The organism is Microcystis sp. M109S1 (assembly GCF_020247025.1).
In the GTDB taxonomy this organism is placed as follows: domain Bacteria; phylum Cyanobacteriota; class Cyanobacteriia; order Cyanobacteriales; family Microcystaceae; genus Microcystis.
Genome location: NZ_JADBRW010000026.1, coordinates 1 through 15692, shown reverse-complemented (window position 1 = coordinate 15692; position 15692 = coordinate 1). Strand labels below are relative to the sequence as shown.

The following is a 15692-nucleotide window of genomic DNA, read 5'->3' as shown; positions in this document are numbered from 1 at the left end:
TCGCCCCTACAGGACGCGGGCCGATGAAGACGCAAGGTTTTGAAGCACGATTCTCTCAAAATCTTGCACCTGTTTCGCTCGTAAAGCCACAAAACCCTTACCTTGCCTACATTTCACATTTATTCAGCAAGCCCTAAATAGGGTTTGCGGCAAAAAGTTTGTTGGTGGGGTTAGGAGTCAGTAGCCGGTCGTCAGGAGTCAGTAGCCGGTCGTTTCAGGCTTTGTTGCCCTCTCTTTTTGTACCAGTTTATGTACTATAAGAAGGATAATGCAAGGTTTTTGAGTGTCCCAATCCGATTTTCGCAGCATGAACATCGGATTTTAACAGGTCAAAAGCCTTATTTTAAAAGGGTTTTACCATTATTCAGCAAGCCCTAAATAGTAGAGAAAAAGCCAAAAACCTCCGTTAAGTATAACGGAGGCTGGTTAATTAATTAACAATTTTCGGCTACAATTTCGCCCCACATTCAGGACAGAATTTATTATTCCAACTGTTAACCGCGCCACAACTGGGACAATCGAGCATTTCACAACCCCCGGTGACAATTTTCGGTAAACCAATCATACGGGCATTACTTTGGCCGGGGGCGACCATGGGATAACAATTTTCCTCTTTAGTCACGATCGCATTGACCAAAACTGGACCATCATGGGCCAACATTTCGGCAATTTTTGCGGCTAATTCCTCTCGATGGCGAATAGTAATCCCTTTAATGCCGTAAGCTTGGGCTAACAGTTCCACATCTGGCATTCCCACTTCCATATTGGAATTAGAATAACGTTGCCCATAGAAAGCTTCTTGCCATTGACGTACCATACCCTGCCAACCATTATTAATAATAATCGTCTTGGCATGAATATTAAATTGACTTAGGGTGCCTAATTCCTGTAGATTCATTTGGAAACTGGAATCACCACTAATACAAATGACCTCCTCATCGGGAATGGCCACCTTTACCCCCATAGCAGCCGGTAAACCGAAACCCATCGTCCCCAATCCCGCGCTAGAAACCCAACGTCGAGGTCCATTTTTGAGGAATTGGGCCGCCCACATCTGATGCTGGCCCACATCGGTGGTATAGTAGGCGTGGGGTGCTTGACGACCCACCTCAACGATCACTTCTTGGGGGGAAAGTCTGCCTTCCGGTCGAGGTACTTGCAGGGGATAATCTTGTCGCCAGCGCTCGATCTGGGCTAACCAAGCTTGGGTGCGATCGGAATTAGTGGGATAATCAAATTCTCTGGCTTTTTGGAGTATTTGTTCTAAAACTACCCGCACATCCCCGACAATCGGCACGTCAGGGGCGCGATTTTTGCCCACTTCGGCGGGGTCTATATCCACATGGATTACCTTAGCTTTCGAGGCGAATTCGTCCAATTTCCCGGTTACTCGGTCATCAAAACGAGCGCCGACGGCAATTAATAAATCACACTCGGTCACGGCAAAATTAGCGTAGGCAGTGCCGTGCATTCCTAACATTCCCACCGAGAGGGGATGATGTTCATCAAAAGCACCGATACCCATTAACGTGGTGGTGACGGGTAACTGAAAACGCTCGGCAAACTCGGCAATTTGGGCGTGGGCATTCGCTGCGATCGCACCGCCACCAACGTACAGTAAAGGTTTTTCGGCGGTTTCCAAGAGGTGTAAAGCGGCCTCGATTTGACGGCGATTGCCCTTAACCGTGGGACGATAACCGGTTAGTTTCACATCTCCCGGTTCGACGGGGATATAATCGCATGGTTCTAAACCGACATCTTTGGGAATATCGACTAAAACCGGTCCCGGTCGTCCTGTACTGGCGATATGGAAGGCTTCAGCGACGATTCTCGCTACTTCGCGGGCATTTCTCGCCACATAGGAATGTTTAACAATCGGGAGAGTAATACCATAGATATCGGTTTCTTGGAAAGCATCGGAACCGATGGCCGCCCTACTCACCTGACCGGTGATAATCACCATCGGGATGGAGTCCATGTGTGCGTTAGCGATGCCTGTCACCAAATTGGTCGCCCCGGGGCCGGAAGTGCCGAAACAGACTCCCACTTTGCCGGTGGCCCTAGCGTAGGCATCGGCGGCATGGGCGGCCGCTTGTTCGTGGCGAACTAAAATATGTTGTAATTCTCCCCGTTCTTCAAAGCGGTAGAGTTCGTCATAGATGGGTAGGATCGCACCACCGGGATAACCGAAGATGTGCTTAACACCATGACGTTTGAGACTGTCCATCAAGGCATAAGCACCAGAACAACGCTGGGGAACCGTTGTTAAAGAGTCATTGGGCTTGGGAAGTGATGAAACCACAGGGCAAACCGTCCAATTTCTAACTAGAGGGATAATTGCAATTCTGTTGCCTAGGATGCAACTGGAAAAATAGCAAAATTGATAACCTTATACTTTTAGTGTATTCCATCTCACCTTTTTGGCCGCAGTTTTTTTTTCTTTTTGCATCTTACCCATGCAATATCTGGGGAAGTGGGGAAGTGGGGATAAGATGATAAATATTGGTGATTTCACCTGATCTTGACTTAGCCCGGTAGTTTTATGAATAGTCTTTTGATTACGGCTACGGATACCGATGCGGGTAAAACCGTTGTCACCACTGCTTTAGTGGCTTATTGGCAAAAATACTATCCGTCGAAGGCCCTGGGGCTGATGAAATTAATGCAAACGGGTCAAGGCGATCGAGAATGGTATGAGGGTTTATTTCAGGGTCAATTAGAAATGATCACACCGCTGCAATATCAAGCACCCTTAGCGCCTCCTGTGGCTGCTGATTTGGAAGGTCGAGATATTCCTTTGGGGACAGTGTGGCAAGCTCTGCTGAACCTACAAAAAAGCCAAGATTTGGTTTTAATTGAGGGTTTAGGGGGTTTAGGTTGTCCTGTCACCCACGAGCTAACTGTGGCGGATTTAGCGGCTCAATGGCGGTTAAAAACTCTTTTAGTGGTGCCGGTGAAATTGGGAGCGATTTCCCAAACGGTGGCTAATATTGCCCTAGCAGAGCAGAAAAAGGTGAATTTGGGCGGAATTATCCTTAATTGTCTCGAACCGCGCACTGAGACGGAAATAGAGCAGTTAACACCGATCGATTTAATTCAATCCTTGACTAATTGTCCAGTTTTGGGTGTTTTTCCCTTTATCGAAGATCGTCGAGATTTGGATAAATTGGCCTCGGTGGTAGCTAGTTGGCCGGAAATTAAGCTGTCAAGCATTTAAATTGCTTGGGCCAGACGAGGCAAAAGGCAAAACGGAGAATAAATTAGGGTAATTCCAGATATTCTTGTTCTGTTAGTGCAAATTCTGGATCAATGATTTTTACTTCATTATATGTCAGTTGATAGAGTTTGTAAACTAAGTGATCAATCTGCTTTTCTAATTCGCTTGTGTCAGCAGTAGGATCGTCTTTTTTTGCGGTGAGAATTTTGTTGACAAGTGCAGTGATGTCGATATATTCGTGCTTATATTTAGGAACTGGAAAAGTTGATAGAGTTTTAGTATTTATTTTTGGAAAAGCAGTTCTGTCTAAATTTACATTTTGAGACTTTAGCACAGATGCACAAAGCTTAGAACAAATAATTGCTAAATAAAATTTAACATTTAGCGTGTTATTTTTGGGCTTTAATGTAATAACATCTGTGTTACAGATTATCGTATCATCTACACAAGTTGCATCTAATGTTTTTCTTGAAAAAATTCTTTGAATTAATATTCTTTCACCTTCAAATATTGAAATCGAGCGTGGTGCGGCTAAATTTTCTCCATACTTTACATAGTAGCTATCAGTTTTAAGTCTGTATCTTTGGATATCCCTAGCTCGTAATAATTGAATATAACTATTATCTATTTTTAATTCAGATTCATAAATTCTATTTTTAGCATCATTTTTAGTTTGAGGAGGATTTCCTTTTCCTATCTCATATAACTTTGCTCCGAATTTCAAATCAAATAAAGAACCTATTTGAGTTTCTGCATTAATTTTAATTTTATCGTTGAATGATATAGTTAATTCTTCATCTAAAGCTGAAACAGTAATCTTTTGGTCATAGCTCCAATGAGAAAGCATAACTGCTTCCAATCTTTCATTAATTGTAGAGATATTACGATCAATACTACAAATATGTATCTCATCATTATTTGGTTCTTTTTTTGAAAACAAAAGTAATGTTTCAACTACTGCACTTTCAAAAATATTATATACATTTACTATATTGGTTGTTCGATTTTCTTCAAACAAGAATTTTCTCAATTTTTTGTCATATTTAGTTGTTAACCAATAATTTGGAATTATTAAGCCAAGAAAACCTTTCTGGTTCAATATTTTTATGCCTAACTCAGTAAATATCCCAAAGGTATTAATTTGATATTCTGTAGTCTTGTAATGTTCATAATATAAAGCTTTCTCTTTTTCATCTAGATTTTTTGACGGTACATAAGGAGGATTCCCAATGACAACATCAAAACCGACAAAATCCCCATCATCATTTAACACTTCGGGAAACTCAAACCGCCATTCTAAAGCATTCTCATATAGCCTACCGCTTTCAATATCTGCAATTTCAGCAGTTAGCTTATCAATCTCGGTAACTTTTTTCTCCCGCGCTTTTTGCTCCGTCTTAGTCTCCTCAAATAATAAACCCTGATTTTCCAGATTATAAAGCTCCCCTTGTAATTGACGTAACTTCACCTTCTTAGGATCACCAATTAATAAATTAGCACTAAACCCAGCTTTAATCTTAGCAATCAGCGTTTCCATCTGCCGCTTTTGTCCCTTAGTTTCTGCATTGCGATAAGTCTGTACCGCATTGCGATATTCCTCAATACTAAACTTCTGCTTCTGTAAAACCTGTTTAACATCCACATCCAAAGCAAAGCGACTAATCAAAGAATTACCACACTTGATATTAATATCAATATTTGGCAAAGTTTCCAAGTTGCCATCCTCTCGATAATAAGCATTCTTTAAAAGCTCAATCCATAACCGCAAGTGACAAATCGTCACGGAATTAGGGTTAATATCCACCCCAAATAAACACCCCTCGATAATCGTCTGTTTCTCATGAAATAAGGCTTGCTGTACCCGTTGCTTTTCTTTATTATGGGGATGATAAGCAAATAAATTCCCCTCATCATCGTAAACCAGTAACTTATCATTTCGCACCTCTACCCGATAATCTTTTAAGGACTTACCCGAACTATCTAATAAAACCCGTAACTCACTCTTAATCGCAATTATCTCATTTAAAGCCGAAACTAAAAAATGTCCCGAACCCACCGCCGGATCACAAATCTTTAGACTATTAATAATAGTATTCGCCTCTTTTTTATCCTCAATTCGTTCATACAAATCATCTAAAGTTTGACAATTCCAGCCTTTTACTTCATTAAACTTCTGCACGATCGCTCGTCGTATCGTTTCCCGACACATATACATGGTAATAAAACTCGGCGTATAAAAAGAACCATCCTTATAACCATTAATCTTTTCAAAAATCAACCCCAACACCGAAGCATTAATTAACTTTTCGCTATCTTCTTGAGGATTTTCTAACTCATCTCGATCAAATTTATAAGCATCCAAAAACTTAAACAAATAATCCAAAGAATTCAACTCACCTACTCGCTTCTTACCCTGATTATCTTTTAGCACCGTCGCTGTAAAAATGGGTAAATTTCGCTCCCGCAAATTGCCAATGACAATCGTTTGCTGTTCCGTATCCGTTGGCTCAAATAGCGAACTATTCAAATAAGGTACATGAGCAAAAGTCGTTTTAACCTTAGCCTCGCGCTTATTTGTCTCCCTGGCTAACACATCAAAAAACAAACTATCGAGATCATCATAACTGGGAACTTTCGCCAAATTCAGAAAGGCAAAATCTCGATCGCCTTGATGATATTTAATTAACTGCGCTTCCAATAATTTGAGAAACAAAACCCGATTAATCCAATTAATTGATAACCGCAACGCCACATTAAAAAGCCGTTCCTCATCCGTAGTTCCAAACTCTTCAGGATTTTTTAGTTGTGCAATTTTATCTAAACTATCCAACCGACTAATCGCATTTTCAATCAGTGAACCATCACAGCGATCGCCTTCTTTCATTCGTCCGATTAACTTTTTCCCTTTATCCTTAACTTCCGTCAAACCAATAATATACAAAAGCTCATTATAAAAAGGCTTATTTAAAGTATTACTGTCATTAACAAAAGGTAACTTAAGTAAATGCTCTGGCGAAAGAATCTTGTAAATATCAATCCAATCTAAATTTTCCAGTTCTCGCAGATCAAAATGAGTAAACTTAATTTGCTCAATAACTTTAGTGATCGCTGGTTCTGCAATTTGTTGATAGAAAAAATCCGTTTTCGTACTACTCAGTCTCCCTTCTTCAAAATCGCAAAACTGGTTAACTAGAGCCTTATTAGCAAAAAACAACTCCTCAAAAATCTTCCCATCGAAAATAAACCACTCATAAAGATTTGTCACGATCAAGTGTTTAATATCAAGATTTTTATCCGTCACCCTTTCGCGGAGAAAATATAAAACTAACTGCTGAAAAGCCTTAGTATTGAGATGATCCAGTCTTGGCATTTCTGCATTTATTGTCTGAGTAGGCTTCTTCGTCTCAAAAATGACCCCCACTGGACTTTTAACATCCTGGTTATTATGAATCACCAGATCGATGCGCTCTTTTGTATTGATAAAATAGCGATCAGTATAATAGGTATTTTTCAAAAAATCTATCAGCAAATTTTTATTAAACTCTTCAGACTTTTTGCTGTCACATTGCTTCAACAAGCGCGTCAAATTAGCTTGAAAAACCTGAATTGTTTCAGTATCAGGCTTAATTTTCAAGTACACCCGATTTAAGGTTTGCTTGAGTTCTCGCTTATTGACGATCATAAAAGTTTACCTCTAGGGAAACTACCGATTAATTTTATTATAAGTAGGGAGGCACAATTATTTGTAGGATGGGTTAGCGCACTTCGTAACATGAGCGGGCGTTGGGTTTCATGCTTCAACCCAACCTTGTATATTGAGAGAAGTGGTAGACCGTCCCAACCTTGGTCAGAAAAGACCGCTTCGTAGCAAGGGTAACCACCATAATCTCCCTGACAAAACTCGAACAGTCGCCGGGGTCGTGGCGAAAACAATCAAGCGATGCAAACGCAAATCTTAGCGGTTGAGTCGGAAGATTCCCGTCAATTGATAGTCGCTACACTATACTCGTTGTCAAACAGCCAAGTTATGGTTCACAATTATGCTATTTTATGGGTAAATTCACAAAGTGTCACAACCGCTAGTGAAACTTGATCAATCTTTTTCTAACATAAAAGAAAGAGAAATAAAAATGGGTTGATTGAGATGTTTTTAAGCTATCTAGGGTTGATCGGATTTTGTGTGATTTTTGGAGCCTTAGTCTTACTAGCTTTTGGGGTTTTACGATGGTTGCACATCCCTTCAGGAAATTTAATCGATTGGTTGATTGGGATCGCCAGTTTTTGGTGGTTGTTAGTGATTGTAACTGTTCCTTGGAACATTTATTTTGATGCCCAGGAAGTCATCGCAGAAGCAGCAATTTCTCAAGAAAAAAATATTCCCGTAGATCGGAAACAAGTTGATTATGTTAAGACAGTAGCGCGTTGGTCAATTCGGCTCGCAATCGCCTTACATTTGCTGTCAGGAATTGGACTTTATACCTTAGCAGCAACGGGAATTAGTGCAGTAGGATATGTGAGTTCCGGTGCAACTTTATTATTGACAGCTTTACGTCCGGCAATTCGGGCTTATCAATATTTAGCCGTGCGTTTGTCAATGATTCGACAACAGATTAAGTATCCCAGAGAGGATGTAGTAGAGTTGCGCGATTGCGTCTCTAATTTAGAGGCTAATGTGGCAATAATTAGGGAAAAACTCGATACAGAAGCAAATATACAGCAACAAGAAGTCAAAATAACTCGCCAAGAATTAGCCCGTCTGAAAGCCTTACTAGAACAATTACAGGCTAAAAATCAGGTTGAACATGAAGCCTTATCTCAGGAAGCACAAAATGCGATCGCACAACTGACAGAAGACAGTCAATTTCTCAATCATGTACGAGAGATTATTCGTTTTTTCAAGACAGCTTAGATGAGATTAATTTCTTAAGAAATGTAACCTTACTTTTGTCCGACTACTTATGTCATTTCAAGAGAATCGAATCATCCCAATAGAAATCGTCAATCCCAACTCGCCAGCCGAACTTTTACTAGCTCTCAATCAATGGCTAGAATTAGAGTTGATTGTCGACAAAAGACTAGAATTAGCAATAAATGCGAGAGAAAATTCAGTTCAAGAAACCCTCGCTCTGACAATAACCACCAGCGTCCCTATATCTAACTTTTTAGAAGGTTTGGGGCAATGGCAGCAGCGAGGCTGGCTGACTGCTTCTCAAATCCGGGTTGTGATAAGAGTGAGAGCTTCCCATCCCTCTCTACTACAAGGTTTAGAACAATGGCTCCAATTAGGATTAGTTGAGGAATCTCAAGTCAAGCAACTGTGTCGGGAAAACCTCTCCTGTGTCATGCCTATACTGACAACTGCCCCTACCAGAGAGCCGCTGCCAGACCCCATCTCCTCCCAGCAGACTCCCCCACCTGCGCTACCTTCTCGACGGCCAGAAGCTCCCCGTAGAATCCCGCCACAGCCGCCAACATCTCCTCGACGGCAGGAAACTCCCAGCCAGTTTGGACAAATGTTACAGTCTTTGATGGCAGAATTGAGCGTCCTCTGGCTGCTGCTGTTGGGGGTCTTCATGGTGGTCATCTCCTCTGGTGTCCTCGCCGCCAACTTTTGGGAAAAATTCTCAACCGCCGGACAGTATGGGGTTTTGTGGCTTTATACTTTAGCTTTTTGGGGAGCCAGTTTTTGGAGTAGCCAACAGCCGGGCCTGCGCCTGACCAGTCAAGCTTTGCGCCTCGTTACCCTGTTGCTAGTACCGATGAATTTTCTGGCCATGGATAGCTTGGGCTTGTGGCGCAACCCTCTAGACTGGTTGATTGTGGTAGTGGCGGCCCTTTCCCTTACCGCCGTAACAATTCAACTATTCCGGGGGAGGTACGGGGGAACTGGTCCGGCAGGATTTTCTCAAAGTCTGCCGAATCACTTGGGATTGAGCTATCTGCATTGGGGATGGGCAATTGGGGGTTTTCCCTTGCTGGCAACTTACTTGGGCGTGGTGGGAACAACTTTGATCTCCCTTTCCCGTGTTCCTGAAGCGGCTAGACAAGAAGCAGCATCAAGGAGAGAAAGATTAGCCCCTTTTAGCTTAAATGAGGCAATTGTCGTCTATGGGCTAGTTATCCTGTTGGTGCGGGCAATTTTTATCGCTCAGGTGGAGATTAGCCAATTGGGGCTGGCTGTGGGGATTTGCGGCTGGTTAGCCAGTTGGCAGACCAGACAATCTGTTTCCTTGTGGCAGCGTATCGGCGGTAGCTTGCTGCTGCTAGGTTGGTTACTGTCGGTGGGTGAAACACCCTGGCAAGCCCTAGCAGTGAGTGGTTTATCACTCCTGTTTTTTGCCCGACGCATCGGTTACTCCTGGCGGAAGTTCGACTTGGCAGCAGCCTTGCTGATTGGGTTGCAGGGGTTGTGGCTGGCTTGGCGCTTACTTCCAGATACTTTTAGACAAGCGGCAATCGCCTTGGGGACTGGTTTAACTGGCGCTGAAGCTACCCCTTGGGCGTTACTAAGCTTAGTGCTCTTTCCTTACCTAGTCTTAATCCTATTCCTGAGAGATTGGTTCTCCCAATTGGGCAAGCGGGAATTAGCCTCTTTTACCGGCTCGATAGCCTTGTTCTGGGGAACAACCTTGACCTTTTGCTCCTTAGTCAATCCTGCCTTAAGGACGCTCAACTTGGCAGCTTCAACCCTGGCGTTAGTAATTTTCAGCCAACGGCAAGTCAAACTAGCTTCCCTTCAAGAGATTTCCCGCCGTTTTCTCTCCCTGGCCTATCTCACTCACCTAGCTGGCTTGCTCACCCTAATTTTGGCGATTGACTGGGGATGGCCAAGGTTGAGTTGGGCAGTTTGGGGCGTGATTTTAATCATGCTGGCGGTGCTGGAATTGGCATTCAGCGTGAAACAGCCCTTTCCTCCTACTTCCTTGCTCCATCTCCTACACCACACAACTTGGCAGCTGGGACTAATCTTGGCTGGGCTATCCTATGGCTTGTTTGTCCTCAATCAGGTGGCAGTTTTCGCCCAGTTGACCTCTGTGTTGGAGCGCCCGCTTATGGGGCTAGAGTGGGGCTTAGTCTGGGGTTTGGCTCCCCTGGCCCTGACTGGGGTGGGAACTTGGAATCTGGCTCGGCGGGAAGTTGCCAGTTGGTTGAGTATAGACGCTTTAGCCCTGTGGCAGTGGCTTATCTTAACAGCCCGACCCCCGCAAGGGTTGGAACCAGGAATTGCCTCAATTAGCTTAGGGATAGCTACAGGATTGATGTTCGTCAATAGCCGTAACTTAGAGCAGGTAGCAGCAGCAGCGATTACCGTAGGTTTTGGCTTGAGTTGGCTGGCACTGTCTTTGTGGGATAGCAGTTTTGGTTGGGCATTGCGGCAAGAAGCAAGCTGGCTGTTGGCAGGGGTAATTACTGCGACAAGCTTGTGGATTCTCCGCCAATGCTTAAGGGCATTACCGAATAATTTGGCGAGAATTTATGCCCAGGTTAGCGATGGTTGGGCAACTTGCCTCTCGCTCCTGATGTTATTGGCGCTTTCTGGTAATGTCCTTAATGCTCCAGACGGTAGAGAAGCGATCGCCACTTGGCTGCTGATGGGGGCGACAGCTTATCGCAGTTGGCAGCCCTCGCGCCAACCTAACCTAGTCATTTGGTTGAGCATCTCAGTCCTGCTAGTTGCCCAAATTCCCACCTGGGTAGGGGAAGAAACTCGTCTCGTCACCCTGGCGATCGCCACTGGGTTGATGTTCTTTCAGACTCATCGCCTACAAAAATTAGCAGCGGCTGCCATCACGGTAGGCTTGTCCTTGGGCTTGAGCGTTGCCTTACTAGAGAGATTGCCTCTCCCTGGATTAGATTGGCTGTTGGCGGGGGCAATCGCCCTTATCCCCCTCTGGCTGTTGCGCTATTGGTTGAGCCAGCGTACTTCTGCACTTGCTCTCCTCTATGCCCGCGCCTGCGATGGCTGGGCAATCACCCTCTGTAGTCTGGAGTTGTCGATTCTGGTAGCTAACACCTCGATAGTGCAGGAGCCTTTCCGTACTCTCCTCTTGTCGCTCTTGCTTATGGGAGCAACCGCCTATCGCAGTTGGCAACCTCCCCGTTTTCCCTCAGCAATCTGGTTGAGTATTGCCACCTTATCCCTAGTCCAGTTGCCCTTGCTAGGGCTGACAGGGTACAGGCTAATCGGCTTAGGAATAGCAACTGGGTTGATGCTGGTTCATGCCTATTATTTACAACAAGGGGCGGCAGTTACCCTTACCATCGGCTTCGCTCTGGCTTTGTGGGGAATTTGCCTGTGGGATGGTTGGGCGGGATGGGCCTTGCGTTCAATTGACGGCTGGTTGCTGGCAGTTGCCTTGCTCATAGCTGTCCTCTGGATGCTGCGAAGTTGGTTCTTGCGCCGCCAGAGCCAACTTGCCGCCCTCTATACCCAGTCCCTCGATGGCTGGGCAATTGCCCTCTGTAGTCTGGAGTTAGTCGCCCTGACTCTCCATTCTCTAGCCGTTTACTCGGATTGGATGGCGGCCTCGATCCTTCCTGTCCTAGCGGCTGCCCTGACTTTAGGGGCGATCGCCTATCGAAGCTACCTCGATCCGAGTAACTGGGGCATCTACGGGGTAGGCTGGAGCTTGGAACTGTTCACCATCGAAGTTCTCAACCTAACTAAGCAGTCTTTAATTGCCCTAGTGATCGCCAATATTCTCTTGGGATTGCTTACCCAACTGTTGGGAGATTGGTGGCACAGATATCACAGGCGGGAAATGCTCAATAGCTGGAATATCCTACCCTTGCTCTATGGGGCATTAGGAGCCGCTCTGCGTTGGGGATTTTTCAGTAGTTGGACTGGCTTGAGTTCTTTGGGACTGGTACTGATTGCCATCGGAGTTGGGCGGCGCTCCTCGGACGGGAAGCCCTTGTTGTACCTGGGAATTGGCGGGATCTCCATCTCAGCCTACGAGCTATTGTTTTATCAAATTGCCGACCTGTCCCAAGGCGATCAATTTTTGGCAATGGCAGCCCTGGCCGCCAGCTTGGTTTACGGCTATCGGTTGCTCTCTCCCTGGTTGGCTGGCTACTTGCATCTGACGGGTTCAGAATTGAAGTTGGTTGCCCACCTGCACTGGGCTTTGGGCAGTTGCCTGTTACTAGGGGCTTTATTCTATCCCGTTGCAGTCAATCAACTGTTGGGATTGGCAACCGGTATCTTTTTGACTCGTTATGCTATCTGGCAAGGGCGCAACCATCCTGACCAGGCGATCGCTGAAATATGGGTCTATCTGGGTATTCTAGAAGCCACTGGGATTGGGGTTTATGCTGCCAATACTATTCCTCCGATGGAATTCTTCTCTCAATACCTAGTTTCTTGGTTGGGAGTAATCGCCTCTGGGGTGGCTGTTTTCACCTATCTGCTCCCTTGGCGGCTTTGGGGCTGGCCGCCTCGTCCTTGGCAATTCCTCGCTCTTGTTCTTCCAGGACTCGCCCTTGGGGGCAGTTTAGACAAGCTCAATCCCCTAAGTTTGCTGGTGGTGGCTGGATTCTATGCTTGGCTGGCTTGGCTGCGGCAGCAACCCCGGTGGCGCTATCTTACCCTCTTGTTAGTGAATTGGGCGATCGCCCTTTGGCTGGCGGCTTTCTCTCTGGCAACTCCCTTCGCCTACAGCAGTCTTGTCGGACTGTCTCTCCTCTGTCTTGTCTGGATAGAACCTACCTGTCAGGGGAGGCAAGGCAAATCCTTGCGCCACCTGCTCCGCCTCTTGGGAACAGGCATTATTGCTAGTGCGGCTCTCTGGTTTGATCATCAGACGGGAATCCTGCCTGGCATCCTCAGTTTAGTGGCAATTTTTGCCGGATTAGCCTTACGAATTCGCGCCTTCCTCTATCTTGGCACTTTTACTTTTGTGGCTACTGCTTTCTATCAGTTGGTAATTTTGATTTCCCTTTATCCTCTGCTTAAATGGATTATCGGATTGCTGGTGGGGGTTAGCTTGCTCTCAATTGCTGGCAATTTTGAAACTCGCCGTACTCAATTAACTAGCTTGCTGCAAAATTGGCTCAGAGACTTACAGGAGTGGGATTGAGATACTCCCACCGTCACAGCGTAACTTGACGGGGGGAGTATGTCACTGTTGCAATGCTTTTAAGAAGCGTCCCATAGTGGCAAATAAACCGGACTTTTTGGCTTTATTAGCAGGATTAGAACTATCATTAGGAGTATTACTAGAAGCTTTCAGAATCAGATTTTCTAAAGCTTCGCCCATGGGTTTAGTGGGTTGTTCGGAAATTAACTCGTAACCGTTTTCTTTTTCGAGCCAAACTTGCCACAAAGAAGGATAGGAACGATACACGATCGCTGATTCCAAGGGACGAAAATAATAACAACTTTCTAGGGTACTTAAAAATCTTTCTCGCAATTGTCGGGCCGCGTAACCGATACCCACTACCGATACATCTTCCAATTGGGGAATCAGAAGAACCACGGGGCGATCTTCGGCAAGGTAACAGAGTTTTTCTACGGAATTAATCTCGACCGAGGAGGGACAAACAACTAAAAACGCTTCATCTTCGGGCTTAATTTTGTTTTCGATGGGAATAAAACGACTACCTAAATCTCCCAGTTGAAAAACTGTTTCGCCCCAATCCCGTCGGGCTAACATGGCGGCCCCGGTATCGGGAAAAATTACCCTTAAACCAGAACCATAACTGTGAAAAATAGATGTAAAATCAAGGGCTAAAGCTTGCGCTTGTAGAGCAATTTCTGGGATAACTAATTCCACTTGTATGCGTCTGTCTCCCGATTCTAGAGCCAGTTGGGTGGCGGCTTTCGCTTGCAGGATCGTTTCTTCTAGGGAATTGGGTAGGGTCATTTCAGTTATCAGTTATCAGTTATCAGTGAGCAGTTATCAGTTATCAGTTATCAGTGATTACCTCTGGTCGTCGGTGGCTTAAAATCAGAAAGATTTTAATTTTTATAAAAGGTAGGGTTGATTCATGAATGAACCCTACGTCCTGTAGGGGCGAAGCATTCGGGCAATAACCTATCGGTGAAACCGTAGATTTTCTATCCGAATGCTTCGCCCGTACTTTTTGCCGCAAACCCTACTTAAGTTTAGATGAAGTATGACGGGATTTGGCATCATCCCCAGCATTAAGATAAATCCTATAAAATACTTTTAGTTTTTAAGAAGAAATTCGGTAATTTGGGAAAAAAAGGTGAGGAGAGAAAGCTTAGGAAAGCTGATAGGAGCCGTGACGTTGGGCATAATAATCGAGAATTGCCGTCACCAGAGGGCGATCGCTTTCCTGAAAAGCCTCGGTATAGTTAATTTCTAGACTACCGATCTGACTTTGGTGATAATCGAATTGTTGGAACTGCTGGGGAGTGAGGTGGGTTTCGACCCCCTGAACCTGTTCCAAATGACTGGCTAACTCCCGATAGATAGCCAAGGGCATTCGCGGATAAATAATGGTTTGTTTTTGTTGAATAGCAATCGATCGCACGGGTTTTACTCTCCTGATTCGGAAACATTATAGCTGATCGAGGCTTGCGGTGCGGCGGCGGGTTCGGGGACACCATCCCCTAAACGACGGGTAATAGTTCGACCGCGTTGTTGTAGGACAATATAGGGGTTATCGGGATTAGTATCGATCGCTTTAACTAAAATTAAACCATTAGAGAGGGTAGAACCGGGGATAACTCGACGTTCCGTGGCTTCTCCCGGGGCTTTCACGATCGCCATGGCAGTGGTAGGTAACTGGACGATGCCCGATACTTGCACTTCTTCTGCTTCCGTCGGTTGCGGTGGTGGTGGCGGCGCTTTCACTATCGGTCGTCCGGGGGTGGGACGATTGCCTACGGATGCGGATGCGGGTGCGGCTGCGGTAGCCGCCGGAGTCCCAGCTGGGGGTTTTTCTTCCTCTATAATCGTAATATTTGGCTGTAGGGGAAAGGGGGCAAAGGGATCGCTGCGACCGCGATTAATTTCCGCCCGTTTTTGGTCAGGATCGGTAGCAGGAATCAATCCCGCTACCCTTGGGGTGGTTGGTTTGGTAGCCGGTTGTACAGGATTGCTAAAGGCAGTAGGTTGGGCAGCCGGGGGACTAGGAGAGGGGGTGGGGGTTTCTTGGGTAGGCGGTGGGGATTGATTAGCTTGGTTAGAAGCTGGACATCCCACCAACAATAAAGCGACACTCCCCACCGATAGGATTAGCGGCAATTTTTTCATCGAAAATTTGGGTCTGAAACCCCGTCGTTCTACGACGGCTTTACTGTTAAATACTAACACATTTACGAAATATATGCCAGAATGTGAGACATGGAAAAAGCCTACTCGTTCCGATTTTACCCCACACCAGAACAAGAGTCGCTATTGCGGCGCACCTTGGGCTGTGTAAGATTAGTTTACAACAAAGCTCTCCACGAACGAACACAAGCTTGGTACGAAAAGCAAGAAAGAGTAGGCTACGCTCAAACTTC

The 15692-nt window shown here is 45.2% G+C and carries 9 protein-coding genes; 4 read left to right on the top strand and 5 right to left on the bottom strand.

All coding sequences use genetic code 11. The features are described from left to right. Positions 1-448 precede the first annotated feature (448 nt). Positions 449-2302 (bottom strand): biosynthetic-type acetolactate synthase large subunit, encoded by a 1854-nt coding sequence (gene ilvB / locus IM322_RS01140; RefSeq protein ID WP_287673910.1) that lies wholly within the window; start codon positions 2300-2302, stop codon positions 449-451. 240 nt (positions 2303-2542) lie between these two features. On the opposite strand from ilvB, the gene bioD reads away from it, so the two are divergent. Further along, positions 2543-3217 carry a dethiobiotin synthase gene (bioD, locus tag IM322_RS01135; protein ID WP_286824862.1) on the top strand — a complete coding sequence of 225 codons (675 nt, stop codon included), beginning with the start codon at positions 2543-2545 and terminating at the stop codon, positions 3215-3217. Positions 3218-3260: 43 nt separating this feature from the next. On the opposite strand, the gene IM322_RS01130 is transcribed toward bioD, so the two are convergent. After that, positions 3261-6899 (bottom strand): type IIG restriction enzyme/methyltransferase, encoded by a 3639-nt coding sequence (locus IM322_RS01130; RefSeq protein ID WP_287673909.1) that lies wholly within the window; start codon positions 6897-6899, stop codon positions 3261-3263. A 462-nt stretch (positions 6900-7361) separates the two neighbouring features. Between IM322_RS01130 and IM322_RS01125 the strand changes: the two genes are divergently transcribed. Both IM322_RS01125 and IM322_RS01120 read left to right on the top strand, forming a co-directional pair. After that, complete coding sequence (locus IM322_RS01125; protein WP_287673907.1) at positions 7362-8126, top strand: hypothetical protein; 765 nt, start codon at positions 7362-7364, stop codon at positions 8124-8126. 49 nt (positions 8127-8175) lie between these two features. Next, positions 8176-13296, top strand: a complete 5121-nt coding sequence (locus IM322_RS01120) for a hypothetical protein (RefSeq protein ID WP_287673905.1) — start codon at positions 8176-8178, stop codon at positions 13294-13296. Between the two features lie 42 nt (positions 13297-13338). Here IM322_RS01120 and IM322_RS01115 read toward each other — a convergent pair whose 3' ends face one another. The 3 genes from IM322_RS01115 to IM322_RS01105 all read right to left on the bottom strand — a co-directional run bounded on the left by IM322_RS01115 (position 13339) and on the right by IM322_RS01105 (position 15441). Further along, entirely contained in the window at positions 13339-14082 is a 744-nt protein-coding gene (locus IM322_RS01115; protein WP_287673903.1) for a DUF1995 family protein, read from the bottom strand. Positions 14083-14443: 361 nt separating this feature from the next. Next, a complete protein-coding gene (locus tag IM322_RS01110; RefSeq protein WP_287673901.1) occupies positions 14444-14716 on the bottom strand; it encodes a hypothetical protein in 273 nt (90 codons plus the stop codon). 5 nt (positions 14717-14721) lie between these two features. Beyond that, a complete protein-coding gene (locus IM322_RS01105) occupies positions 14722-15441 on the bottom strand; it encodes a hypothetical protein (protein WP_287673900.1) in 720 nt (239 codons plus the stop codon). A 90-nt stretch (positions 15442-15531) separates the two neighbouring features. Between IM322_RS01105 and IM322_RS01100 the strand changes: the two genes are divergently transcribed. Further along, a partial coding sequence (locus IM322_RS01100) for a helix-turn-helix domain-containing protein (RefSeq protein ID WP_287630627.1) occupies positions 15532-15692 on the top strand: 161 nt, incomplete at its 3' end.